General features: G+C 65.9%; 20 protein-coding genes and 1 pseudogene. 4 read left to right on the top strand and 17 right to left on the bottom strand.

What is annotated here, in order from left to right:
• Window positions 1–20: 20 nt before the first annotated feature.
• The 7 genes from CTP10_RS31105 to CTP10_RS31075 all read right to left on the bottom strand — a co-directional run bounded on the left by CTP10_RS31105 (window position 21) and on the right by CTP10_RS31075 (window position 9,228).
• Window positions 21–3,125, bottom strand: coding sequence for an efflux RND transporter permease subunit (locus CTP10_RS31105; protein WP_116318547.1), 3,105 nt, complete (start codon window positions 3,123–3,125; stop codon window positions 21–23).
• A gap of 9 nt (window positions 3,126–3,134) precedes the next feature.
• On the bottom strand, window positions 3,135–4,268 hold the full coding sequence (locus tag CTP10_RS31100) for an efflux RND transporter periplasmic adaptor subunit (protein ID WP_116318546.1): 1,134 nt from the start codon (window positions 4,266–4,268) through the stop codon (window positions 3,135–3,137).
• Complete coding sequence (locus CTP10_RS31095) at window positions 4,262–4,834, bottom strand: hypothetical protein (RefSeq protein WP_116318545.1); 573 nt, start codon at window positions 4,832–4,834, stop codon at window positions 4,262–4,264. Before CTP10_RS31095 ends, CTP10_RS31100 begins: the two co-directional genes overlap by 7 nt.
• The gene (locus CTP10_RS31090; RefSeq protein ID WP_116318544.1) at window positions 4,831–6,048 is read right to left on the bottom strand and encodes a TolC family protein; all 1,218 of its coding nucleotides are present in this window, start codon (window positions 6,046–6,048) and stop codon (window positions 4,831–4,833) included. Before CTP10_RS31090 ends, CTP10_RS31095 begins: the two co-directional genes overlap by 4 nt.
• A 108-nt stretch (window positions 6,049–6,156) precedes the next feature.
• Window positions 6,157–6,510 carry a hypothetical protein gene (locus CTP10_RS31085; RefSeq protein WP_116318543.1) on the bottom strand — a complete coding sequence of 118 codons (354 nt, stop codon included), beginning with the start codon at window positions 6,508–6,510 and terminating at the stop codon, window positions 6,157–6,159.
• Between the two features lie 417 nt (window positions 6,511–6,927).
• On the bottom strand, window positions 6,928–7,719 hold the full coding sequence (locus CTP10_RS31080; protein WP_116318542.1) for a helix-turn-helix transcriptional regulator: 792 nt from the start codon (window positions 7,717–7,719) through the stop codon (window positions 6,928–6,930).
• Between the two features lie 171 nt (window positions 7,720–7,890).
• Complete coding sequence (locus CTP10_RS31075) at window positions 7,891–9,228, bottom strand: serine hydrolase domain-containing protein (RefSeq protein ID WP_116318541.1); 1,338 nt, start codon at window positions 9,226–9,228, stop codon at window positions 7,891–7,893.
• 187 nt (window positions 9,229–9,415) lie between these two features.
• Here CTP10_RS31075 and CTP10_RS31070 point away from each other — a divergent pair.
• A pseudogene (locus tag CTP10_RS31070) lies at window positions 9,416–9,511 on the top strand (GNAT family N-acetyltransferase); the annotation flags it as partial.
• Between the two features lie 95 nt (window positions 9,512–9,606).
• On the opposite strand, the gene CTP10_RS31065 reads toward CTP10_RS31070, so the two are convergent.
• A complete protein-coding gene (locus tag CTP10_RS31065) occupies window positions 9,607–10,059 on the bottom strand; it encodes a PA2169 family four-helix-bundle protein (protein WP_116318540.1) in 453 nt (150 codons plus the stop codon).
• Window positions 10,060–10,637: 578 nt separating this feature from the next.
• Here CTP10_RS31065 and CTP10_RS31060 point away from each other — a divergent pair.
• On the top strand, window positions 10,638–11,960 hold the full coding sequence (locus CTP10_RS31060) for a CitMHS family transporter (RefSeq protein WP_116318539.1): 1,323 nt from the start codon (window positions 10,638–10,640) through the stop codon (window positions 11,958–11,960).
• Between the two features lie 146 nt (window positions 11,961–12,106).
• Here CTP10_RS31060 and CTP10_RS31055 read toward each other — a convergent pair whose 3' ends face one another.
• The 4 genes from CTP10_RS31055 to CTP10_RS31040 all read right to left on the bottom strand — a co-directional run bounded on the left by CTP10_RS31055 (window position 12,107) and on the right by CTP10_RS31040 (window position 16,384).
• The gene (locus CTP10_RS31055; protein WP_271816094.1) at window positions 12,107–13,183 is read right to left on the bottom strand and encodes an alpha-hydroxy acid oxidase; all 1,077 of its coding nucleotides are present in this window, start codon (window positions 13,181–13,183) and stop codon (window positions 12,107–12,109) included.
• Window positions 13,184–13,302: 119 nt separating this feature from the next.
• Window positions 13,303–14,301, bottom strand: a complete 999-nt coding sequence (locus CTP10_RS31050; protein ID WP_233528021.1) for a tripartite tricarboxylate transporter substrate binding protein — start codon at window positions 14,299–14,301, stop codon at window positions 13,303–13,305.
• A 58-nt stretch (window positions 14,302–14,359) separates the two neighbouring features.
• A complete protein-coding gene (locus CTP10_RS31045) occupies window positions 14,360–15,598 on the bottom strand; it encodes a CaiB/BaiF CoA transferase family protein (protein WP_116318538.1) in 1,239 nt (412 codons plus the stop codon).
• Window positions 15,599–15,604: 6 nt separating this feature from the next.
• Window positions 15,605–16,384, bottom strand: a complete 780-nt coding sequence (locus tag CTP10_RS31040) for an enoyl-CoA hydratase/isomerase family protein (protein WP_116318537.1) — start codon at window positions 16,382–16,384, stop codon at window positions 15,605–15,607.
• A gap of 139 nt (window positions 16,385–16,523) precedes the next feature.
• On the opposite strand from CTP10_RS31040, the gene CTP10_RS31035 reads away from it, so the two are divergent.
• A complete protein-coding gene (locus CTP10_RS31035) occupies window positions 16,524–17,474 on the top strand; it encodes a LysR family transcriptional regulator (protein WP_199414542.1) in 951 nt (316 codons plus the stop codon).
• Window positions 17,475–17,500: 26 nt separating this feature from the next.
• Here the strand turns inward: CTP10_RS31035 and CTP10_RS31030 are convergent, their stop codons facing one another.
• From CTP10_RS31030 to CTP10_RS31010, 5 genes are all read right to left on the bottom strand, one after another.
• Window positions 17,501–18,283 carry a hypothetical protein gene (locus CTP10_RS31030; RefSeq protein WP_116318535.1) on the bottom strand — a complete coding sequence of 261 codons (783 nt, stop codon included), beginning with the start codon at window positions 18,281–18,283 and terminating at the stop codon, window positions 17,501–17,503.
• A gap of 133 nt (window positions 18,284–18,416) precedes the next feature.
• Complete coding sequence (locus tag CTP10_RS31025; protein ID WP_116318534.1) at window positions 18,417–18,941, bottom strand: gamma carbonic anhydrase family protein; 525 nt, start codon at window positions 18,939–18,941, stop codon at window positions 18,417–18,419.
• A 128-nt stretch (window positions 18,942–19,069) separates the two neighbouring features.
• Window positions 19,070–19,993 (bottom strand): tripartite tricarboxylate transporter substrate binding protein, encoded by a 924-nt coding sequence (locus CTP10_RS31020; RefSeq protein WP_233528036.1) that lies wholly within the window; start codon window positions 19,991–19,993, stop codon window positions 19,070–19,072.
• Window positions 19,994–20,116: 123 nt separating this feature from the next.
• Entirely contained in the window at window positions 20,117–21,322 is a 1,206-nt protein-coding gene (locus CTP10_RS31015) for a CaiB/BaiF CoA transferase family protein (RefSeq protein WP_116318628.1), read from the bottom strand.
• A 29-nt stretch (window positions 21,323–21,351) separates the two neighbouring features.
• Window positions 21,352–22,299 (bottom strand): hydroxymethylglutaryl-CoA lyase, encoded by a 948-nt coding sequence (locus CTP10_RS31010; protein ID WP_116318532.1) that lies wholly within the window; start codon window positions 22,297–22,299, stop codon window positions 21,352–21,354.
• Between the two features lie 204 nt (window positions 22,300–22,503).
• On the opposite strand from CTP10_RS31010, the gene CTP10_RS31005 reads away from it, so the two are divergent.
• A complete protein-coding gene (locus tag CTP10_RS31005) occupies window positions 22,504–23,481 on the top strand; it encodes a LysR family transcriptional regulator (RefSeq protein WP_116318531.1) in 978 nt (325 codons plus the stop codon).
• Window positions 23,482–23,552: the final 71 nt, after the last annotated feature.

The raw sequence follows: 23,552 nt of genomic DNA, 5'->3' as shown, positions 1-23,552 counted from the left end.
TCGCCGCCAAAGGCCCTTGATCAGTACGCGTCGTCTTGCTGCTGCGACAGGATCCGCTCCAGCGGGCGACGCCCGAACAACCAGAACGCCAATGGTGTCAGCACGGAATCCAGGATGGTCGAGCTGACCAGGCCGCCGAAGATCACCACCGCAACTGGGTGAAGGATTTCCTTGCCGGGCGCGTCGGCGGACACCAGCAACGGCACCAGCGCAAATGCCGCAACCAGTGCGGTCATCAGGACAGGCGTCAGTCTCTCCAGCGATCCCCGCACGATCATCGGGATCCCGAATGTCTCTCCTTCGAACCGGCAAAGGTTGATGTAGTGGCTCACCTTCAGGATCCCGTTGCGGGCCGCAATCCCGGTCAACGTGATGAAGCCGACCATTGATGCGACCGACAATGTCAGGCCTCCGATCCACATTGCGATCACGCTGCCGATCAACGCCAGCGGAATGTTCGCCATGATGATCAGCGTGAGCGCCGCAGAGCGGTAGCGCGAGTAAAGCACCAGGTAGATCAGCGCCAGCGACACGAGGGACAGCAACATGATCAGCGTGGTGGCCTGCTCCTGCGCCTGGAACTGGCCCTCGATGCTGACAAAGTAGCCGCCCGGAAGCCCGGCGCGCGCGACCGCGCCGCGCACATCACCGATGACCTTCGACATGTCGGAGCCGTCGGTATTGGCGTAGACCACGATGCGCCGGCGGCCGTTCTCACGGCCGATCTGGTTCGGGCCGTCGCCCTCCTCGACATTGGCGATGGCCGACAACGGCACCGCTCCGCGCGGCGAATCCAGCATGACCCGGGACAAATCCTGTGGCGTACGGCCCGAATCCGGCAACCGCACTACCAGGTCGTAGCGGCGCACGCCCTCGATCAGCTGGGTCACCCGCGTGCCGTCCGACAAGGTCTGCAACGCCTTCAGCGCCTCGCCGGCCGGGATGCCATATTGCGCGGCCTTGCGATAGTCGAGCCGCACATTGACTTGCGGAATCAGCACCTGCCGCTCGACCGTGATATCGACGAGACCCGGTATGGCGGCAAGCCGCCCGCGCACGTTCTCCGCCAGGCCGCGCAGCGTATCGAGGTCGTCGCCATAGATCTTCAGCGCGACCTGTGCCCGCACGCCGGACAGCAGGTGATCCAGCCGATGGGATATCGGCTGGCCGATCGCCACCGACGCAGGAAGGCTGGCAAGTTGGGCGCGGATGGCGGCCATCACCTGCTCCCGGCTGCGGTCCGAGCGCTTCAGGTCGACGTCGATCTCGGAGGAATGCACGCCTTCTGCATGTTCGTCCAGTTCGGCTCGGCCGGTGCGCCGGCCCACCTGCGTCACTTCAGGAATTTGTCGGATCAGCGTCTCCGCCAGGGCGCCCATGCGGTTGGCTTCGGTCAGCGACGTGCCAGGATTGAACATCAGCGACATCACGAGCGAGCCTTCATTGAAGGCCGGAAGGAAGGCACGCGGCATGAAAGGCACGGTGGCGGCTGCCAGCGCGACGGCGACCGCACCTGCGGCAAGCACCGCCTTGGCGCGTGGGAACGACCAGTCCAGGATTCTGGCATCGGCCCGTTTGAGCCACGCCACCAGCGGGCTGTCCGGATGATCGAGCCGCTTCATCCGCGGCAGCAGGTAGTAAGACAGCACCGGCGTCACCGTCATCGACACCAGCATCGATGCCAGGATCGACACGATGTACGCGATACCCAGCGGCGCGAACAGGCGCCCTTCGATACCCGGCAGCGCAAACAGCGGCACGAACACCAGCACCACCACCAGCGTTGCATAGACGATGCCGGAGCGGACTTCGACCGAGGCTCGCCAGATCGTCTCCAGCACGGACGGCGGATCCTCCATGCTTGCGCGCTGCCTGAGGCGGCGCTGAATGTTCTCCACGTCAACTACCGCGTCGTCGACCAGCTCTCCGATGGCAATGGCTAGGCCGCCCAACGTCATCACGTTGATCGACTGGCCCAGCAGATGAAACGCCAGCGCGGTGACGGCCAGAGACAGCGGGATCGCCACCAGAGAGATGGCGGTAGTGCGTGCGCTCAGCAGGAAGGCGAACAGGATCACGGTCACCATGATGGCGCCGTCGCGCAAAGCCTCCACCACGTTGCCGATCGAGGCCTCGATAAAGTCGGCTTGCCGGAAGAGCACCTGCGGCGCCGACAGGCCCGGCGGCAGCCCCTGCTTCAGTTCGCCGAGCGCGGCTTCCAGGTCGCGTGTCAGTCGCACCGTGTCGGCAGCAGGTTGCTTCTGCACGCTGACAACCACTGCCGGTTTGCCGTTGAAACCGGCATCGCCGCGCTTGAGCGCCGCGGCATAGCGCACGCCAGCCACCTGCTCGAGCAGCACCGGCGCGCCATCCTTGTGGGCAACCGCCAGTCCCTTCAGATCGTCGAGCCGGTTGGTGCGGCCGAGGTTGCGGATCAGGTATTCGCGGCCGTTCAGGTCGATGAAGCCGCCGCTGGTATTGGCGGCGAAGTCGCGCAACGCGCTTTCCATCTGTGGCAGTGCCACCCCAAACTGCGCCATGCGCGCGGTGTCGGGCTCGACTCGAAGCTGACGCACTTCGCCACCAATCGGGATCACCTGCGACACGCCTGCCACCGACAGCAGCCGCGGCCGCAACACAAAGTCGGCATACTCGCGCGCCTGCATCGGACTGGCCGTGGACGGATCGATCGGCAACGCGATCAGCATGATCTCGCCCATGATTGACGAAACCGGCCCGAGGATGGGCGTAAGCCCGCCGGGCAACTGTTCTTTCACCAGCGCCAGACGCTCCGAGACCAGCTGACGGTTGCGGTAGATGTCGCTGCCCCAGTCGAACTCCGCATAGACGATGGACAGGCCAACGCCGGACACCGAGCGGACCCGCGTGACGCCAGGCATGCCATTGAGCGCAGTCTCGATCGGGAACGACACCAGCAGCTCGACTTCCTGTGGCGCCATGCCACCGGCTTCGGTAATCACGGTCACCAGCGGCTTGTTCAGGTCGGGGAAGACATCCACCGGCGTGCGCCATGCGGTGAAGGCGCCGTACGCCATCAAGATGCCGGCGAAGGCGAGGACCAGCAGCCGGTTGCCGAGGCTGGCGCGAACAATCCAGTTGAACATGCGCGCCCCTCAGCGAATCTGGTTGATCAATGCCGCACCGGACACCACTACCCGGTTCTCAGGCGACAGACCCTTGACCACCACAACCGTTCGCGCATCCAGCACCCGCGCTTCGACCGGTTGTGCGATAAAGCGCTGCGTGCCGGATTTGATCCACACTACCGGCAGGTTGCTGGCATTGCGCACCAGCGCCTCGCTTGGCAAGGCGATGCCCTTGACCGTATCGGTCAGGGTAGCGACCACCGTCACGGGCTGCCCGACGGCAAGCGGCACCGCATTGCCCGTCAGCCGGAACATCAGCGGCATCGCGCCGTTCTTAAGGCTGCGGCCCGCGCCGATGAAATCCAGCTTGCCGCCGTCCTTCGCACCATCTGCCCGGCCCAGAGTTCCGCCCCGGATGCGGTTGGCCAGCGAGCTATCCGCGGTATTGGCCGCGATCAGCAGGCGGGCGGGATCGACGACTTCGTACAGTACGTCACCGGCGGCAACGACCTGCCCCGCCATCACGTTGGCGGTGGCAATGACGCCGCTGGCCGGTGAGGCCAGCGTGTCGGTCTGGTGCAGGCTCTTGCCCACCGCTTCTCGCTGGCCGGAAAGGCTCTGGACCTCGGCACGGGCGGCCTCGATCTCCTTGCGCGGGATGCTGTCCTGCAGCGATTCCAGCCGCTGCAACCGTTGCCGGGCCAGCTTCAGGCTGGCGCTCAGGTTGGCAAACTGCGCCTGCTGGTTGCCGATGTCGAAGGGTTCGTTCTTGTGGCGCAACACGGCCAGCACCTGCCCCTTGCTGACACGCTGGCCCAGTACCGGGAAGCCGCCCGGTGGTGGCTCAATCCAGCCGGGGTGGCCGGCCTGCAGGCGTCCGCCCGCATTGGGATCGATCGCCACCACGGCGTTCAGCTCTACCGTCAGCGGGTGCTCGGCCTGCTGCGGCATCGTGGTCCGTATGCCCATGCGGCGCTGCGCGAGCTTAGGCACCTGGACACTGCCGTCGGGCAGGCGGGCCAACCCGCCACTACCGGACACCGCTCCCGGTGCGTCAAGATGTTCGCCCCCGGGCCCGTGAGCACCGGGACCGGCCATTGCCGGCATGGTTGCGCAGGCGGCCAGCGCGATGGCGGTTGCAAACCTGATTGTGCTCAACATGTCTGGCCTCCGTTCTTCTTTTGGAGATAGCAACGCCTCACGCCCCAGGCTGCGGCAACCAATATAAGCGTCGCGAGCAGGACGATCCACGGCCAGCGCGCTTGCCACAGAGCCCCAAGGCCATCGGCGTGGCCGTGCGGGGCCACGTTCAGGGTGCCCTCGATCAGATCCGACTCATTGCCGGTAATCAGCGTGAACACGAGTGCATGGTTGCCGGGCTGGCGCAGCGCCTTGAGGAGTTTCTCGTCGGTGAAGGAGTAGTCGCCGTAGTCGGCGTGCAGCTTGCCTTGTGCCCGGGTGCCGTTGAACTCGACTTCCAGCGTGCCGTTCAGCACCGGTTCGTTGGTGACGTAGCGGTCGACCATCACCGACAACTCATCGGCGGCCAGCGTGCCAACCAGCTCAAACGCTTCGGTACTGGCTTCGATAGTGGGCTGGGCATTCGCTGCGCTGCCGGTGCTGGCCGGCGCATCCAGATGTTCGCCATTGGGGCCATGGGCGCCCGGCGCGGCATGCGTGGAACAGGCGAGCGAAACCAGCAGGATAATAAGGAACTGGCGGATCATGGCAGGACTCCGAGAGCCTGGTTCAGGGTCGCGATGGCAAAGCCGCGCCGGGCGCGCTGGCGTGCCAGGTCAGCTTCGGCTTCGAGTGCCTGGTTCTGGGCGCGCAGCACTTCAGGCAAGCCGATTTCGCCGGCATTGAAGGTCTTGCGCAGCAGTGCCGCCCGTTCGGACAGCGTCGCGCTGCGCTCTTCCGTGAGCTTGAGCTGCTGCTCTGCAAGCGACAGTGCTGCCTGTGCCGCTTCGATATCGGAGCGGACGATGCGTTCGGTGCGATCGAGTTCCGCTCGGGCTGTCATCAACTCCGTCTGCGCGGCAGTCTCGCGCGGCAAGTTTCGCGCATCGGTGGCAAACGGGATCCTGACAAACAGCCCGATGGTCTGGTCGCTGGGCATGCCGCCACCCGCACGGTCGTTGCGGTACATCAGGCCGACCTCCGGCGGGTCGCGGCGCGATTTGCGCAGGTAGCCCGCCTGGCGCTCGCTACGCAGCACAGCCCGCTGCGCCGCTTCCAGTCGCGGATGGCCCACCGTACCGGCAGCAGAATCGCCCACGGGCGCTGCCGCTTCGTCATACCGCATTGGCAGCGCCGATACACCGGTCGCTTGCAGCAGCCGCGTCCTGGCATCCACCAGCCGGGCCTCACTGTCCGCCAGCAGGCCTTGCGCCGCCAGGTAGTCCTGCTGCGCCAGCAGCAGGTCGGTGCGTGCGAGGTCGCCGGCGGTCACGCGTCGCCGCACATCGTCGCGCAGCGCCGCGGCGATCCCGGCACGACGTCGCAGCACATCGCGCTCACCTTCCACGGCCACGAGTTGCCAGACGCGCTCCCGCACCTCGGCGGCAACGCTCAGCCGCGCCAGCGCGGCGCCGGCTTCGGCCTCGGCCGCTTGTGCGTCGGCCAGATCTCCGCGTGCCGCGCGCTGCCCCGGCATCCACACCGGGACGCCAAGCTGGACCTCGCTCTCACGCAGGCCGCGCTTTTCAGTCCAGCGGTCATCCCGGTGCAGCAGGCCGAGCGAGGGTGGGCCGGCGATCAAAGAATCCGCCTGGACCCGGCTCGCGGCGGCCTCAAGACGCCGCCCTTCCGTCGCCTGGAAGGCAACGGACCGCTCCCACGCGTTATTGAACAGCACGTGCAGGTCCGCCGGCGCAGGCTGACCATGCGCCGGCAGTGTTAGCAGCGCGGATGCAACGATGGAAATGAAGAATTTCTGCATGGAATCCCCAACGCAAATTGCGAAAGCTCAGGCAATGCGGCGGGGCGCGGCGCAAGCTATTCAAGCCATTGCGCCGCGGCATGCAATCAGGAGGTCAGTGCCCCGCCGTCAGGCGGGCGCGTGAGGGGGGCGTAAAGGTGGACTGCCGCGTGGGTCAGGCATGCGGCCGCCAAGGAACAGCGGCTCGGGCTGCGTCTGCGGCGCCAGCGTCAGCGGCAAGTCCGCCGGCAGGGGCGCCTGGAAGTGCGTGCCATAGTCGAAGTCGAGCTGGTGCGATGCGGAGTCGGTGGAATCATCGAAGGTAATCTCCCCGTCGTCATCGTGGTGATGGGGGATATGCTCTGCATGCGCCGCCATGTGGTCCGGCGGAAATCCCGCCGAATGCGCGAGTTGCCGCTGCGCTGCGGCCAGGGCCTGCAGCGGCAGGATCAGCATTAGGAGGATGGCTATCACGCGCGACATTTGGGCGGCATTCTACCCGACCTGTAGCTGGCTGGTGCGGGATTGGCGGGGCTAACCCTGTAACCGATTGTGGCGGCAAGGTGGCCGAGCGCAACTCGCCGCGAGGGCCAGCCTCGCGGCGTCGTTACGTGGCGAAGGTCTTTACGTGCGCGTCTCCAGCTCTGGCTTTGCGGCGCCGCAGGCACATCCGGTGCCGCACTGGCATTGCGGTCCGCAGGTGCATCCGGTGCCGCAGGCGCACGCATCTTGCCCGGCAGTTGTCTGGCAACCGCAGAGGCAGCCGGCGCCGGGGCAAGCCGCGCAATCGCATTGGAATTGAGTAGTGGTGTTCATGGCGATGCTCCTTTCTGTTCGAAACGAGACCCCAGTGTGCCGGCCAATGATGCGGGCAGCTTGAACAAAACGGCTAAGGTTCGCCTAGACGCGCTGGACGCTGATCCCGCCGGCCAGCACGCCGAACATACGCTTGAATGTGCGGGACAAATGAGCGGAGTCCGCGAAGCCGCCGGCATAGGCAGCGTCGGTCAGGCTCTTGCCGGCAGCATACGACGCGATGGCAAGTTCAAGACGCAGCCATAGTACGTATGGCCGGAACCGGATGCCGGTTTCCTCCAGGAACAGATGACGGAAACGCTCGGGCGAGAGATGGACGGCATCGGCGATCTCGGCCATCGAGACCGTCTCGCCAATCCGTTTGCGCAGCACCTCTATGGCGTGCTCGATCCGCTTGTCGAGCAGCCTGGACTGCACGGCCCGGGCCAGGGTGAGCCTTGCAATCACTGCGCGCGCGTGGACGGTGAGTTCCTCGTCGGTGGCGCCTGCGTCATAAGCCGCGGTGAGTGCCGCGGCCTGATCGGTGAAGATATCAGGGGCCAGCGGCGCGATCCCTGTACGGAAGCGTTCCCTCAGCATCCGTCCCTCGCGCGATTCGGGTTCTGTGAAAATGAGCGCGACGAGTTCGCCCGGTGCCTCGAAGGCATGCGGTTGGTGAGCGGAGATCATCGCCGCCGTATAGGCAGCCCAATCTTGTCCGGGCGTCTGGAAACGCACCGCACCGCCGGATAGCGCGAGCGTCACCTGGATGGCGTGATGCGCATGGGAATCGGCTTTCTCTTCCGCACGGCCGATCCAGACACTGCCACCGCGCCACAACACGATACGCCCGGTTCCGAAGAGCTTTGCACCGCTTCCGCGTCGTCGGGTGGTCATAACTTAGCCTGCCAGCAGGATCACCCTGATTTTGGCAGAATCCTTGGCGGATGGATCTGTGGCACGCGAATGCGTGCCGGTCCCGTCGCATCTCCACGGCACCAGATGCAATGCAGACATACGGCGTATTGCGCCCAAAGACAGAAGGGAGCCGGCGCTGCCGGCTTAACTTCAGCGGCTGAGGGCGTGGTGGATCGCCAGAGCGGCGGCCACCATGGCTTCAGACGACTCCAGGGCCCGCGAGGGATCGTCACGCTTCTGGACGCCAGCCGCGCTGGTGGCGCGCGCGGCGCCATCCGGGCTGGCGGCGAACTTCACTACCGTCAGCGCCTTGGCCGGATTGATATAAATCTTCTGACCGAAGCGCCCGCTGGCCTCGATGCTGCGGTCGCCGTCGCTGCGCTGGAACCAGTAGTTGCGGTAGCCATACCCGTCGCGGCCCGGCGCTGTATTGCCGCGCGCAAAGCGGGCCTGGTTGCTGGCCGGCTGAAGCGCGATGCGCACGGCGTCGGGGGAAATCCCGCCCGAGGCATCGCCCACCGCTGCCCTGCGCACGGCCTCGGCAAAGCGGGCGGCGTCACGCAGCGTGGAATTCAGCCCGCCACTGGCCATTTCCGTGCCCTGGCGATCCACGCTGGTATAGGCATCATCCTCGGCAAACCTCGACCACAGCCGCTCGGTGACCAGTTGTGCCCAACTCTTGCCGGTAATACGGCGCATGGCCCAGGCCACCGCTTCGGGCGAGCCGTTCTGGTAGTACCAGACCCCGCCCTCGCCCGCGCCGCTGGTCGCGTGGACGACCTTGAGGAAGTCATAGATGTTGTCTGGCGCATCCGGCTTGCGCGGCACGATGCCCACCGCGCCGAACAGGCCCAGGTCTGGCGGCAGGGCTTCCGGATAGCCCACCGGCACTTCCATGTCCAGGTTCTGCTGTACCGTGGCCTCACCAAACGGGTTGCCCGCCAGTTCTGGCACATACTGCGCCAGCCGGGCCTGCATATCGAGCTTGCCTTCCTCCACCAGCATCGCCGCCAGCAAGCCTGTCACTGACTTGGTCATCGACGCCCAGATATGCGGCTGGTATGGCCCGAAGCTGCCGAAGTAACGCTCGTACACGATGCGGCCCTGATGCAGCACGATAAAACCGTCGGTATGGGTATTGCGCAGGTAGTCCGCTAGCCGCACGGTGTTGCCCGCCACGCGGAATGTGGTGCCATCCAGCTCATCGCTCGCTTCCCCGGCCAGCGCCATGGGGTGCGCGGCATGCCGGATGCCGGCCGTCGGCGACATTTCGCGCGCATGGCTCAAGGCCCAGCGCATGAACGGCGGGCGCAGGCCGTTGCCGCGGGTGACCTGCTTGTCGGGCGGCGGCGGGAACCCTTGCATGATGCCGTCCCCGACCGCGGCATCATGCGCCAGCAACCCGCCCGAAGGCAGCGCCAGCACCATCGCCGCCACCCATGCCCGACTCACCCCGAATCCCTTGCGCCATACCGATTGCGCTTGCATGCCGTCTCCTGTCTTGTTGGTGCGTCCGCACGCACGGTCCGGCGCGTCTGCTTACTTGGACGCAGGCGTACGTGATGCGGCCCGTGGAGGCGATACTGAGCGCGCGAAGCCACGGCCACAATAACGTACTCGGCATAACGCCATAACCTGTTGGAATGTCGCCCGTGCTTGTGGCAATCAAGGTTGAAGCGATGGAGCACTGCTGGGCTTCGGTAGCGGCGGCACCTTTCGAGCATGGCCGGCTTACAAGTACACGGTGGAACACTCCGTGTACGTGCACAGGAGCACGGGCCGTGCAGCTTGCCAGCTGCCGGCCCGCGTGGTGCGATCGGGTCAATCAGGCGTCACTGCAGCGCCAACTTGACGTGATTCAGCGCATCAGTGAATCTGCATGCCACGCATGGCGTGGATGCGTTCGTGATACTTCTGCATGCCCTCGTACTGGCGCTGGACCACCGAGCGGATTTCCTCCGGCATGTCTTTCGTCAGCGCCGAGCGGTACTCGCGCCTGGCCGCCTCTTCCTCGCGTTCGCACAATTGCAGCACCGCGTCATCATTGTGCGGCGCGATGATGTGCATCACTTCCATCCAGGCGCGATGCATCGTGCCCGTCATGGTGCCACGGTCGCGCGGCACGGCGCCCATGGCGCTGACCAGGGCCTGCAGTTCGGTCACCGAGTTGCGGCAGGTTTCGGCGGTACCTGCCAGGATGCTGCGCATCTCGGCATCATGCACTTCACGGGCGCCGGTCAAGCAGCTGAGTTCGCCGTCCTTGCCGACTTCGATGAGGTGGTTCAGGGTAGAGACGAGTTGTCCTTGAGCGTTGTCCATGAAATTCTCCTTGCCCGAATCCTGGCCAAATATGAACCCACGAGTACATTCCCGCCCAGCGGGTCGTGGTGCTGGCTAGCGCTGGGCTGGCCAGGATCAAGGTCACGATTACCGGGACTGGCGCGCGCCACCGCACCACCGTCGAGCGCAAGTCTCGCACTCACAAGCTCAGTATAGAAGTGGGGTCGACCAGTGCTGCCAGCACTGGCAATTGCGTTCAGAGCGGTCGGATGGAGTGGATCCAGTGCCAGCATCTGGCGGCTCGAATTGGCGTCGCAGCGTTTCCATGCAGATCCCTCCCCCGCGTAAACCCCAATGACCCAGCAGGCACATTGACAGTTTGCTGACAGCCTTCCCCGCCTAGAATCTGCCCCCTTGCCAGCGCGATTGGCGGCAAGTCTTGCCGGCGCGGCCCGCACGGGCCAGCGCACGAGACTGTCCCTTCCGCGGTCATTCCACTCCGGCACATCTGCCGTGCCGGCGGGATCGGCCTCGCCTTAACCTCGTGCGCCAGACGAACGCACCCACACCGCCCCAAGCTGCCCACGCGGCAGGGCGACAGAGAGATTCAGAAGAAGATGTTGACCCTGCTCGCCTATTCGATGGTGATCGTGTTCATGGCACTGATCATGACCAAGCGACTCTCCGCCATGGTGGCGCTGATCCTCGTTCCCATTGCGTTCGGCGCGATCGGCGGCTTCGGCCCGGAACTCGGCCCGATGATGCTGGACGGCGTCAAGAAACTGGCGCCGACCGGCGTGATGCTGATGTTCGCCATCCTGTATTTCGGCGTGATGATTGATGCCGGCCTGTTCGATCCGGTGGTGCGCGCGATTCTGAAGGTGGTGGGCGGCGATCCGGTCAAGATCGTCATGGGTACCTTCGGGCTGGCCGCACTGGTGTCGCTCGACGGCGACGGGTCGACCACCTATATGATCACCTGCGCAGCGATGCTTCCGCTCTACAAGCGGCTGGGCATCAGCCGGCTTGTGCTGGCCTGCGTGATCATGATGGCGGGCGGGCTCATGAACATCCTGCCCTGGGGCGGTCCGACCGCGCGCGCCGCCAGCGCGCTGGGCGTGGACGCGGGCTCGCTGTTCGTGCCGATGATCCTGCCGATGGTTGTCACCGGCATGTGGGGCCTGTTCGTGGCATTCCTGCTTCGCCGCCGCGAACGCAACCGGCTCGGCAGCATCGCCCTGATGACGGCCGGCTCCGGTCATGACGGCCATGCCGCGCTGGATGTCGCCGCTGGCGATCCACAGATCGCCAGGCCGAAGCTGCTGTGGTTCAACTTCCTGCTGACCATCGGCCTGATGGTGCTACTGATTCTCGGCACCTTCCCGCTGCCTGCGCTGTTCATCGTTGCATCCGCCATCGCGCTGATGGTCAACTACCCGAGCCTGCACGAACAGAAGGAGCGAATCGGCGCGCATGCCGCCAACGTCGTGCCGGTCGTCTCGCTGATCTTCGCCGCCGGCATCTTCGTGGGCATCCTGTCGGGCACCAAGATGGTCGACGCCATCGCAAACAGCGTTATCAGCGCCGTGCCGGACTGGATGGGCCCCTACATGGCCCTCGTGACCGGGGTGCTGAGCATTCCATTCACATTCTTCGTCTCGAACGACGCGTTCTATTTTGGCATCCTGCCGATCCTGGCCAAGGCTGCCGCTGTCTATGGCATCGGGGCGGCGGAGATCGGGCGCGCGTCGCTGATCGGGCAGCAGGTTCACCTGCTGAGCCCCCTGGTCGCGTCGACCTATTTGCTGGTTGGCCTGGCCGAGGTCGAGTTTGGCGATCACCAGCGCTATACCCTGCTCTGGGCGCTGTCGGCGGCGGTGGTCATGATGCTGGCTACCGTTGCCTTCGGGGTGATTCCGGTGGTTGGCCGGATTGCCTGACAGCGTTCGTTGTCTGGCGCTGACGGACCAACTCCTTCGGCCGGCGCCTGCGCTGCGCGGTCGTCCGTCCGGGAGACATAGCCCAAGGTTTTGACTTGGCCGAAGGGTCCGAAGTAACGCAGATGGAGGTCCACTCCACCAATTTCCTAACAGGCCTCAATACGGCCGCGCAGTGCCTGGATCGAGGTCGCTCCTGTCAATGCCATCGCGCGGTCGAATTCATCCGCAAGTATGGCGATTGCCTGACAGACGCCGGCTTCTCCGCCGGCGGCCAGGCCGAAGAGCGCTGCGCGGCCCACCTGAACTGCGCTGGCCCCCAGCGCGATGGCCTTGACGATGTCTGCACCGGTGCGAAAGCCGCTGTCAGCCAGCACCTCCACCCGGCCGGCGGCGGCATCGACCACCCCAGGCAGGCATTCGATGGCAGAGCGCGCGCCGTCCTGCTGCCGCCCGCCATGGTTGGACACCACCACGCCGTCCGCGCCTGCATCGATGGCGCGACAGGTCTGCGCAGCGGTCATCACACCCTTCAGTACCAGCTTGCCCGGCCATTGCGCGCGCAACCAGGCGAGGTCGTCCCACGTGAACGCATTGCTGATCTGCTGCTGCATGACTTCGGCAATGGTCGAGCCGGTGGGAAGACGCCCCACGGTTTCCGCAAACAGCCGCAGCGTGGGTGAGCCCGACCGCAGCATCTGCAGGGCCCAGCGAGGCCGTCGGGATACATCCAGCAGCTTTTGCGCATTCCATTGGAACGGCAGCGTGAAGCCATTGCGGATATCGCGGGCGCGGCGCCCGGTCACCGCGGTATCGACGGTCAGCTCCAGCACGGCAAAGCCGGCGGCATGCACGCGGGCCAGCAGCGCGGCGGCAAGCCCGCGGTCGCGCAGCATATAGAGCTGGAACCACCGCAACGGACCCGCTGCCTCACGCAAGGCGTCCAGGCCAACCGTGCAGGCCGTGCTCATGACGAACGGAATGCCCATCCTTGCGGCCGCCCGCGCCAGGCACAGGTCGCCATCCGGCCAGTATGCGCCATTCATGCCGGTCGGAGCGATGATGATCGGCGCTTCGATCCGGCTGCCGAACACGGTGGTGCCCGTGTCGCGGCTGGACAGGTCGACCAGCACTTCCTGGGGCAGCAGGTAGTGCTCGAACGCCGAGCGGTTGCGGCGCGCGGTGGCTTCATCACCGGCAGCGCCGTCGATGTAGTCGAAGACCATGCGTGGCAGGCGCCTCCGCGCCAAAGCTCTCAGATCATCGATGCTGGCGGCGGTCGGGAATGCCGGGCGCATCGGCTTCGACGGTGCAGGCACTGTGCAGGTATCCACGTTCATCCCACCTATTCCGCCTTGAGGTTCGCGGCCTGCACCAACGTGCGGGAAGCGGCCGCTTCGGTATCGATGACCTTCTGGAAAGCCACCGCCGATCCGCCAACTGCGTTGGTTCCAAGGGCTTCGAGCCTGGCCTTGAGATCCGGCGACTGGATGATGCCATCGAGCTGCTGGTTGAGCCGGGCGACAACGTTCGCCGGCGTGCCCTTCGGCGCCAGGATCCCAAGCCACGTCATGTGCTGGAAGCGGGTGCCGGTGATTTCAGCGACGGTCGGGACCTCCGGCAGCGACGGCCAGCGCGTGGCCGAGGTCACAGCGAGCGCCCGCAGTTTGCCGGCCTTGACGTGCGGCATCGCCGCGGCCAGCGTCGACGACACCAGCGGCACCTGCCCTCCCATGGCATCCGCCAGCGACGGGCCCGATCCCTTGTACGGCACGTGGACCAGCCTGACGCCCGCGTCGCGCTCGAACATCTCGAACGCGATATGGCTGGGCAGGCCGATGCCGGGGCTGCCGAAGGCAATGCTGTCCGGCGCAGCCTTTGCCTGCCGGATCAGGTCGCCCAGGCTGGCGAATGGCGTGGTTGGCCCCGACACGAACACGGACGGCCCCCGCGTCAGTTCGATCACCGCTGTGAAATCGTCCAGCTTGTAGGGCGCCCTGGCAAACAGCGAGACATTCAGCGCATGGTTGTTGCCAGTCAGCAGCAGCGTGTAGCCATCCGCAGCGGAGCGTGCCACGGCTTCGGTGGCGATATTGCCCCCGCCCCCGCCCTTGTTGTCGATCACGACCGGCTGGCCAAGCGCGCGTGACAGGCGCTCGCCGACCAGGCGGGCGATCGCATCGGCGCTGCCGCCGGGCGCGGACGGCACCACGATGCGGATGGGCTTGTCGGGCCACGCAGCCTGTGCGGCTATCGGACTGGCAAGCAGTGCCGCAGCGGCGACGGCACGAAATAGCGAGGTCAGGCATTGCCTGCGCGCCGTGTGGGGGCGTTTGATCAGCATAGTGTCTCCATCGTTATGTCGGGCGGCTGCCGTGCAATGCGGCAGCCGGAATTCCGGATCAGGCCGGCACAGGCGCGGGCTGCGCGACATGGACAATGCCGCCCTGCACCAGCGCTTCGATCTCAGCCGCCGAGTAGCCGAGTTCACCCATGACCTCTGCGGTGTGCTGGCCATACAAAGGGGCACCCCGCCGGGTCACGCCGTTCCCGTGCGAGAACTTGATCGGGCAGCCCAGCGCGTCGATTTCGCCCGCGACAGGGTGCTCCACCCGGATCACCATGTCGCGCGCCCGTGTCTGGGGGTCTTCCAGTACCTGCACCATGTTCTTGACCGGACCCGCCGGAACGCCCGCCTGCTCGAAGGCGAGCACCCATTCCTCCGTGGTGCGGCTGGCCAATACCTGGCTCATCTGTGCCACCAGGGCCTCGCGGTTGGCCATGCGGGCGCCGTTGGTGGCAAAGCGCTCGTCAGTCAGCATCCAGGCCATGCCGAGCACCTCGCAGGCACCGGCCCAGGTGCCCTGGCTCATCGCCCCGATATTCAGCCAGCCGTCGGCGGTCGGAAAGGCCTGGTAAGGCGCGGCTACCGGGTGCGCCGACCCCATCGGTCCGGCGGACTGTCCGGTGGCGAACGCGAGCGCCACCGGCCAATAGGTATGCACCAGCGATGCTTCCAGCAGCGAGGTATCGACGTATTGCCCCTGGCCGGTCCGCAAGCGCTCGATATAGGCGGCCAGGACGCCGGTTGCCGCCAGGATGCCGGCAGTCACGTCGCCGACCGGCACCCCGACCTTGACCGGCGGCCGGCCCGGGCCCTCTCCGGACAGCCCCATCAGGCCGGACATGCCCTGCGAGATCAGGTCATAGCCGGCACGCTGCGCATACGGCCCGGTCAGGCCAAACCCGGTGATCTTGCAATAGACCAGTCCGGGATTGAGCCGGGACAGCACGTCATAGCCGAGGCCCAGCTTCTCCATGGTGCCGGGGCGGTAGTTCTCGACCACGATGTCGGCCTGCGCGACCAGCCGTGTGACCAGCTCGAGGCCTCGCGCGCTTTTCAGGTCGACGGCAATGCCGCGCTTGTTGCGGTTCAGGATCATGAACGATGCCGACTCGCCTTCGATCTCCGGCGGCGTGGTACGGCGCGTGTCGTCGCCGCCGGGCAGCTTCTCTACCTTGACCACGTCCGCGCCCATGTCGGCGAGCAGCAGGCCCCCGACGGGGCCAGCCATGACGTGCGCGAGTTCAACGACGCGCAGGCCGGCCAGCGGGCCGCGCGCAGCTTGTGATGGATGCATGTTGCTCTACCTTCCTTGGAATCGTGGGGCGGTACGGGACAGGAAGGTGCGATAGCCTTCCACGTAGTCTTCGGTGTCGAAGCAGGCGTAGCCTTCGGCGAGTTCTTCGTCGCTCAGCGGCGTGCCCTGGCGCAGCCGTGCAACGAAGCGCTTGTGCCACCGCGCCGCCAGCGGCGCGCCCGCCACGACGCGCGCCACAGTCTTGCCCAGCTCGGCCTCGAACTGCCCGGCGGGCACAACGCGTTGCACCAGGCCCTTGGCACAAGCTTCGGCGGCCGGCATCAGCCGGCCCTCGAGCAGCATTTCAAGCGCGACATCGAAGCCGGCGACGCGTACCAGGCCTTGCAGCTCCGGATAGGCCAGCGTGGCGCCCAGGCGTGCGATCGGCACCGCGAAACGGGCATCGTCGCTGGCCATGCGGATATCGCAGCCCGCAGCCAGCTCCAGCCCGCCGCCGACGCAGGCGCCGCGAATGGCGGCAATGGTCGGAACCGGGCAGTCCCGCACTGCGCCCATGGCGCGATGGCCGTCGCGGGCAAAGGCAATGGCCTGCGCCTTGCTGGCGCGGATCGATTCGAATTCGTCGATATCCGCGCCGCTGCCGAAGGCTTCGGTGCCGGCGCCGCGCAGCACGATGCAGCGCAGGCCCGGTTCGTTGCCCAGCGTTTCCATGGCATCGCCCATGGCGATCCACATGGCCTGCGACAGCGCGTTGCGCTTGGCCTCGTTATCGATGGTCACGGTAGCTACCGGTCCCTCGCGCGCTATGGTGATTTGTCCGCTCACATCGTCTCCTGGTCTGGAACAGCCAGTGTATGGATTCCTGCTTGCCTGGAAAAATACGGATTGCCGTTATCCCCATATCGATTCGCTATGGTTTTCGGCGCGATAATGCTTGCGGTTCGATCGCCCCGAGGAGCAGCGCTTGGAACTGCGTCAATTGAAATACCTGGTCGGGATCGTGGAGGCAGGCAGCGTGTCGCGCGCGGCACAGTCGCTGCACGTCGCCCAACCTGCCCTGAGCGCCCAGATCGCAAAGCTGGAGGAAGAGCTTGGCGTGCGCCTGCTGATCCGCAGCGTACGCGGCGTCATGCCGACCGAGGCCGGCATGACAGTCCTGCGGCAGGCCCAGCTCATCCTGAAGCAGGTCGACGCGATCCCTGAGCTTGCACAGCAGGCGGACGCGGGGCCCACCGGGCCGGTCTCGCTCGGGCTGCCCTGGACGGTACGCTCGGTGCTCGGCCTGGACTTGCTGCAACAGGTACGCGAGCGTCTGCCGCAAGTCCGGCTGCAAGTCGTCGAAGGGCACAGTTCGGCACTGGCGATACAGGTGGCGCAAGGCGGGCTCGACCTTGCCGTGGTGTTCGACAACACGCCGGACAACAGCCTCGCGCTGAAGCCGCTGGCCACCGAATCCCTTCGGCTCGTGGGCCCGCGCGGCGCGTTGGCCGGCCGCGAGAACATCGCGCTTGAAGAACTGGCCGCCCTGCCGCTGCTGATGCTGAGCCCTCCCAACGGCATTCGGGAAGCCGTGGAGCAGCAGTGCCTGATGCGCGGCATCCGGCTCGACGTGGTAGCCGAGATCAATGCGCCGGCGCTGCTGATCGATGCGGTCAGGAACGGGCTGGGGTTTTCGGTGCTGCCCGCCTGCGGCATCGAGCAGGCGTGCCGCGACGGCCTGCTCGATTCCGTGACGCTGGCGGATGGCTCCCTGCAGCGCACGGCCTGCCTTGGAACATCAAAGCTGTTTGCGCTGTCGCGTGCCGCTGAACACACTGCCGCCTTGCTGGAGGAACTGGTGGAGCAGGCCATCGGCGATGGTCGCTGGCATGCCGCTCGTCCGCGGTGTGCCGAACAGCCAGCGCCGCAGCCATAGGCCGTCTTGCAGGCCTGCCCTGCTGTTCACCACTGCCCGCGCAAGCGATCCGCATGGATGCCGGTGGGGCATTCCATTGCGCTCAGCACCCGCAACAGCGCGGCATGTCCGAGATGCCCTGCGCTGTCACGCTGCGCAACGGGGAAACGAAACTGGTCGATTCCCGCAGCCATCGCCGCGATGATGTTTGCCGATGCCATGCCGTAGGTGTCGCTCAACTCCAGCACGACATGCTTGCCCTGCCATCGTTCCCGGAGTCCGTCGCAGCCCTGTTCGACCAGCAGCGGACCGGCTTGTCCGCCGGTGTCGCTCAGAATGAGTTCCTGCGCACCATTGGAGGCAAAGAGGTCGCAGATGTCAATGGCAGCTTCGTTTTCCGCACGGCTTCCGGCCTTGCCAAAGGCCGCTTCGATCCACACGGAAACCGCAATGTCGGGCGGGATTGCCTCCATGACCTCAAGCATTTCGTCCAGTGACTTCTGGCGATCGTCGGCACGGATGCGAAGGGCGATGACGTCCGGCCTCGCCGCGATCGCGTCCCTCCCTGCGGCGATCGAATCGACGGGCGTGGAGATCCTTGCAGGATCCGGGCTTGACTCCCACGCCCGCCATGTGAATCCCTTCGTCACGTGCGAAGGCAACGGCGCAACCGAGACTCGACGCAGGCCACACTGATGCAGCCGCCCGACAGCCGCAAGCAATTGCCCGAGGTCCATGCCATCAGGAATCCGACAGCCTTCAAGGCTGATGTCCTCAATGGTCACCGCTTGACCGGATAAGCGCTGGATGGGCATGGGAGGAAACAACATTGCCGTAGCTCCTGCTGTCGGGTCGGGGCTTGCGCGGGCTGACCGCTTCCCGGCATGCAGCAATGCCAGGCAGCGGTGCGCTCAGGGAAGCGTCCTCAGAGGTTGTGGATTCTCTTGTGTGGCGACCGCCGGCTCAGCCGATCTTCTCGAGCAGCGTCCGGTAGCGCGCGGACCGGCGTACGTAGTCCTCGGCGTTGGCGCGCAGGTTCTTCACTTCTTCTTCGCTCAGCTCACGTACCGCCTTGGCAGGCGAACCAAGGATCAGGGAGCGCGGCGGGAACTGCTTGCCTTCGGTCACCAGCGCGCCGGCGGCCACCAACGACTCCGCGCCGATCGACGCGTTGTTCAGGATCACCGCCTGAATGCCGATCAGCGCACCGTCGCCAACGGTGCAGCCGTGCAACATGGCCTGGTGGCCAACGGTCACGCCGGCGCCCAGCGTCAGCGGGCAACCCGGGTCGGTGTGCAGCACGGCGCCTTCCTGCACATTGCTGCCGGCGCCAATGGTCACCGGTTCGTTGTCGGCGCGGATCACGGCGCCGGGCCAGACCGAAACATCGTCGGCGAGCTCGGCGCGGCCGATGATGGTGGCTTCGGCTGCCACAAAGGCGCCGCTGGCGATGGCGGGGACGAACTCGCCAAGCTTGTAGATGGTCATGATGATGGAATCGAAGACAAAGGGCTGCCACCGCGGCCCGCCCGGATAGGACGCCGGCTGCGTTGACAGCGGAAAAATGTGACGGCCCGCCGGGCCGCGGCCGCTTACTCGACCGCTTACTCGACCGCTTACTCGACCTTCACGTTGGCTTTCTTCACCAGCGCGGCATAGCGGCTGGCTTCACTGCGGAAGAAGCTGGCGGCTGCCTCCGGCGTGCCCGGTTCGATCTGGGTGCCTTGCTTCTTCATTGCCTCCAGGACTTCAGGCGAGGTGAAAGCCCTGGCGAACGCATCATGGACGCGCTTCACTTCTGCGGCCGGCATGCCGGCGGGCCCGACCACCGCGAACCAGCCAGCAACGTTGTACTTGGGCAAGCCTTGTTCGGCGATGGTGGGGAGTTCAGGCGCGGCGGCTGAGCGCTTGTCGCCGCACAGGCCAATCGCACGCAGCGTGCCGGCCTTCAGATGCGCCGCCACCGCGTTGAGCGCGACGACTCCCATCTCCACTTGCCCCGCGAGCAGATCGTTCAGCATCGGGCCGGTGCCCTTGTACGGCACGTGGCGCGCGGTGACGCCCGCTTCATCGAGGAACATCTCGCCCGCCAGATGGATGATGGTGCCGTTGCCGGACGAGGCCAGGTTGTAGCTATCCGGCTTTGCCTTGAGCAGCGCCACCAGCTCCTTGACGTTCTTCGCGGGCACCTTGGGATTGACCACCAGTACCAGCGGTGTCGTGCCGATGACGCTGATCGGCGTGATGTCCTTGATCGCGTCGAACGGCATGCTCTTGAACACGCTGGGGTTGATCACGTGGTTGTTCGACACCAGCCCGAGCGTGCTGCCGTCAGGCTGGGCCTTGACTACCGCGGCAGCGCCGGTGATACCGCCCGCGCCGGGGATGTTCTCGACCACCACCGGCTGGCCCATGGTCCTGGCAAGCGACGGCACGGCGGCACGTGCGATGGTGTCGACGCCGGAGCCCGCGCTGATGGGCAGGATGAGACGGACCGGCTTGCCGCCCTGCGCGATGGCAGGCGCGGCGGCGATGCTCATCGACGCCGCCACGGCGGTGGCAAGCCTGAACAGACGGCGTCGGGCCGGGTTGGATACTCTCTGGTCGGGGGTCATGGTTTGTCTCCTGGTCTTTGTTTTGTCCTGCTGTCGGGGCATGCCGCCTCAGGCCTGGCCTGGCGTTCCGGATGATTGCGGAAAGAACTCGGCGTTGTGCTCGCCCGCCTTCGGCAGCGGACGGCGCACGCCGGGACGGCGGCCGCCCATCAGCAGGGGCAGCAGCACGGTTGGCGCCGTCGAGCCGTCATCCACCTGCATGGGCACCAGTCCGCCGCTGGCCTGCAGATGCGGATCGTCGAGCAACTGGTCGGGGCGCATGATGGGTGCATACGGAATGCCGGCCGCTTCCAGCTTCGGCGCGAGTTCCGCCGGATCATGGCCCTTCAGGATGACGCCCAGCTCCTCCAGCAACCTGGGCCGCACGGCCACGCGCGACGCGTTGTCGGCATACTCCGGCCGCTGCGTCAGCTCCGGGTGCTCCAGGACCTTGCACAACGTGACGAACTGCTTGTCGCTGACCGCGCCGATGAAAAGCTGCTCGCCGCCGGCCAGCGTGAAGACGTCGTACACGCTCCATGCCGAAACGCGCGACGGCATCGGTGGCGGCACTTCGCCGGTCATGGCGAACTGCTGCATGTGCTGCGACGCGAGGAACACGCAGTTCTCGAACAGCGCACTCTGGATTTCCTGGCCGCGGCCGGTGCTGTCGCGCTCGCGCAGCGCAGCCAGCACGCCGATCGCGCCGAACATGCCCCCCATGATGTCGTTGACCGATGTCCCGGCGCGCAGCGGGCGGCCCTTGGGGCCGGTCATATACGACAGCCCGCCCATCATCTGCACCACTTCGTCAAGCGCCAGGCGGTTCTCGTACGGCCCGGGCAGGAAGCCCTTGTGCGAGACGTAGATGAGGCGGGGATGCTTTGCCGACAGCGTCTCATAATCGAGCCCCAGCTTCTGCATCAGGCCCGGACGGAAGTTCTCGAGCAGCACGTCGCACTGGCTTACCAGTTCCACCGCGGCGGCGCGTCCTTCGTCCGTGGTGATGTCGAGCACCACGCTCTTCTTGTTCCGGTTGAAGGCGCGGAAGAAGCCGATGCCCAGCCCCGGCAGGTTGCGCGTCTTGTCGCCGCCGGGCGGCTCGACCTTGATGACTTCAGCGCCGAGGTCCGCGAGGATCATGCCGCAGGTCGGGCCCATCACCATGTGCGTGAATTCGACCACGCGGATGCCGGCCAGCGGCAGGCGCTCGCTGTCGTGCTCGCTGTCGTGCTCGGTGTCGTGCTCGGTGTCGTATTGAAGAGCAGTGTTCATGTCGTCTCGCATTCCGTTCGATTCGTTGATCAGGCAGCGGCGCGGGTCGGCGCGCCGGCGAAGGTCTTCGGCAAACCCGCCCGCCACAGCGTGCCGTGCAGCGTTTCGCCGGCCAGCCAGCCGGCCACCTCTTCACGCAGCGCCAGCAGCCGGTCGATGTCGATGCCGGTATCGATGCCCATGCTGGCCAGCATGTAGGCCAGGTCTTCGCTGGCCACGTTGCCGCTGGCGCCAGGCGCGTGCGGGCAACCGCCGATGCCAGCCAGGCAGGCGTCAAAGCGGGTGACACCGGCCTCCAGCGCGGCAAACACATTGGCCAGGCCCAGGCCGCGCGTGTCATGGAAATGCCCGCACCAGAAGCGGTCACCGGCGATGGCAATGGCGCGCTCGAAGAGGCCGCGAACCATGGCGGGGTCGGCATAGCCAACGGTATCGGCCAGGCTGACCCGGTCGGCGCCGGCGTCAAGCAAGGCCTGCATCAGGCGCAAGACTTCATCCGGTTCGACCCGGCCCTGGATCGTGCAGCCGAAGGCCGTGCCTACCCCGCCCTCGATCAGGGTTTTCGAGCCGGCCGCGTCGCGCGCCGCGCGGATGCGCGCCACCTCCGCCACCACCTCGTCGGGTGTCTTGCGAAGATTGGCCACGCTGTGCGCATGGCTCGCAGACAGCGGCACGATCATCAGGTCCGCGCCGCTCTCGATGGCGTTCTCCGCGCCGCGCAGGTTCGGTACCAGCACCGAGGCGAACAGCCCCGGCAAGGTGCGCGCAAACGCGACCAGTTCGGCCGTGTCAGCCAGTTGCGGCAAAAGGCGCGCAGGCACGAACGAGCCGACTTCGATCTCACGCTGGCCCGCGGCATGCGCCTGGCGAATCCAGGCTTTCTTCTGCTCGGTGGGCAGGATGGTCTGGATACTTTGCAGGCCGTCCCGGAGACCGACTTCGCGGATGACGGCGTGGGTGGGGTAGATGGCTGGCATGACAGGGACCTGAATGAAAGGGTGAGTCGATGGCCTACGCGGGAGGCAACGACACAACTGTAAGACCTTCCGTTATCCCGGAACAGCGATGATTAGTGCACGATAGCGTTCCAAATTGGAAAGTCTAAAGACATTCCCGAAATCTGCTTCTCAGGCGTGAAGTCCGCATTAAGATTCCTGTCAGGAAACCCAAAAAATTCATCCATGCGAGATCTCGACCTGACCACTCTGCGCCTCTTTGTCGCTGTTTGCGAAACGCAGAACATGGCACGCGCCGGCGAACAGGAACACATCGTCGCGTCGGCCATCAGCAAACGGCTGGCTCAACTCGAGGAAACTGTCGGCACCACCCTGCTGGAGCGCCGCCGTCGCGGCGTGATTCCCACCCCGGCAGGGGAAATTGTGCTGGCCCATGCGCGCGCCATGCTTTCCGCCGCGGACCGCGTGGCCCGCGACATGGCTGACTTCGGGTCTGGCATCCGCGGCCAGGTGCGCCTCCTTGCCACCGTATCCTCCATGGCGGAGTCGCTGCCGGACGACATTGCGGCGTTCCTGCAAATGCCGGAGCACCGCGATGTCAGTGTCAGCATCGAAGAAAGCCTGAGCACGGAAATCGTGCGCTCATTGCGCGAGGGCTCGGCACCCCTTGGCATCTGCTGGGATGCTGCCGACCTGGAAGGTTTTGAGATCCGGCACTATCGAAGCGATCAACTTGCGGCCGTGGTTCCGGCGTCGCATCCGCTCGCCAGGGCCGATTCGTGCGATTTCGAGGAGACACTCGGATTCGACCATGTCGCCATGCCGGCACAAACCGCTGTCCAGACCATGCTGGTTCGTCATGCCGCCATTCTCGGCCGCCGAATTGTGTACCGCGCCGTCGTCTCGACCTTCGACGCCGCGCTGCGTTGCGTGCGCGCGAACCTGGGTATCGCCATCTTGCCGGCGGAAATTGCCCAGACCATCGCGCCGGCCTTCAATGTTCACGTAGTGCCGCTGCGCAATGATTGGGCGCGAAGGCGCTTTGCCATCTGCTGCCGTAACTTCTCGCTGTTGTCGCCAGTTGCACAACTGCTCGTGGCCCATCTGGAACAGCGCGCCGCCAACGATATTCCCGCAGCAGACATCGGGCGCTTGTCGAGGGAAAAGACGTCACCGAGCCGCAAGCGGAGTTCGCGCGCTTAGCGAGCGCCGACGCATTGGACGGGCTAACCCCGGTCGGCCCCGCCCTGCTCCTCATGGCAGATGTTTGGCAG

The sequence above is a fragment of the Cupriavidus sp. P-10 genome, assembly GCF_003402535.2.
Taxonomy (GTDB): domain Bacteria; phylum Pseudomonadota; class Gammaproteobacteria; order Burkholderiales; family Burkholderiaceae; genus Cupriavidus.
The sequence above is the reverse complement of the archived record's forward strand: the minus strand, read 5'-3'. Positions and strand labels throughout refer to the sequence as shown.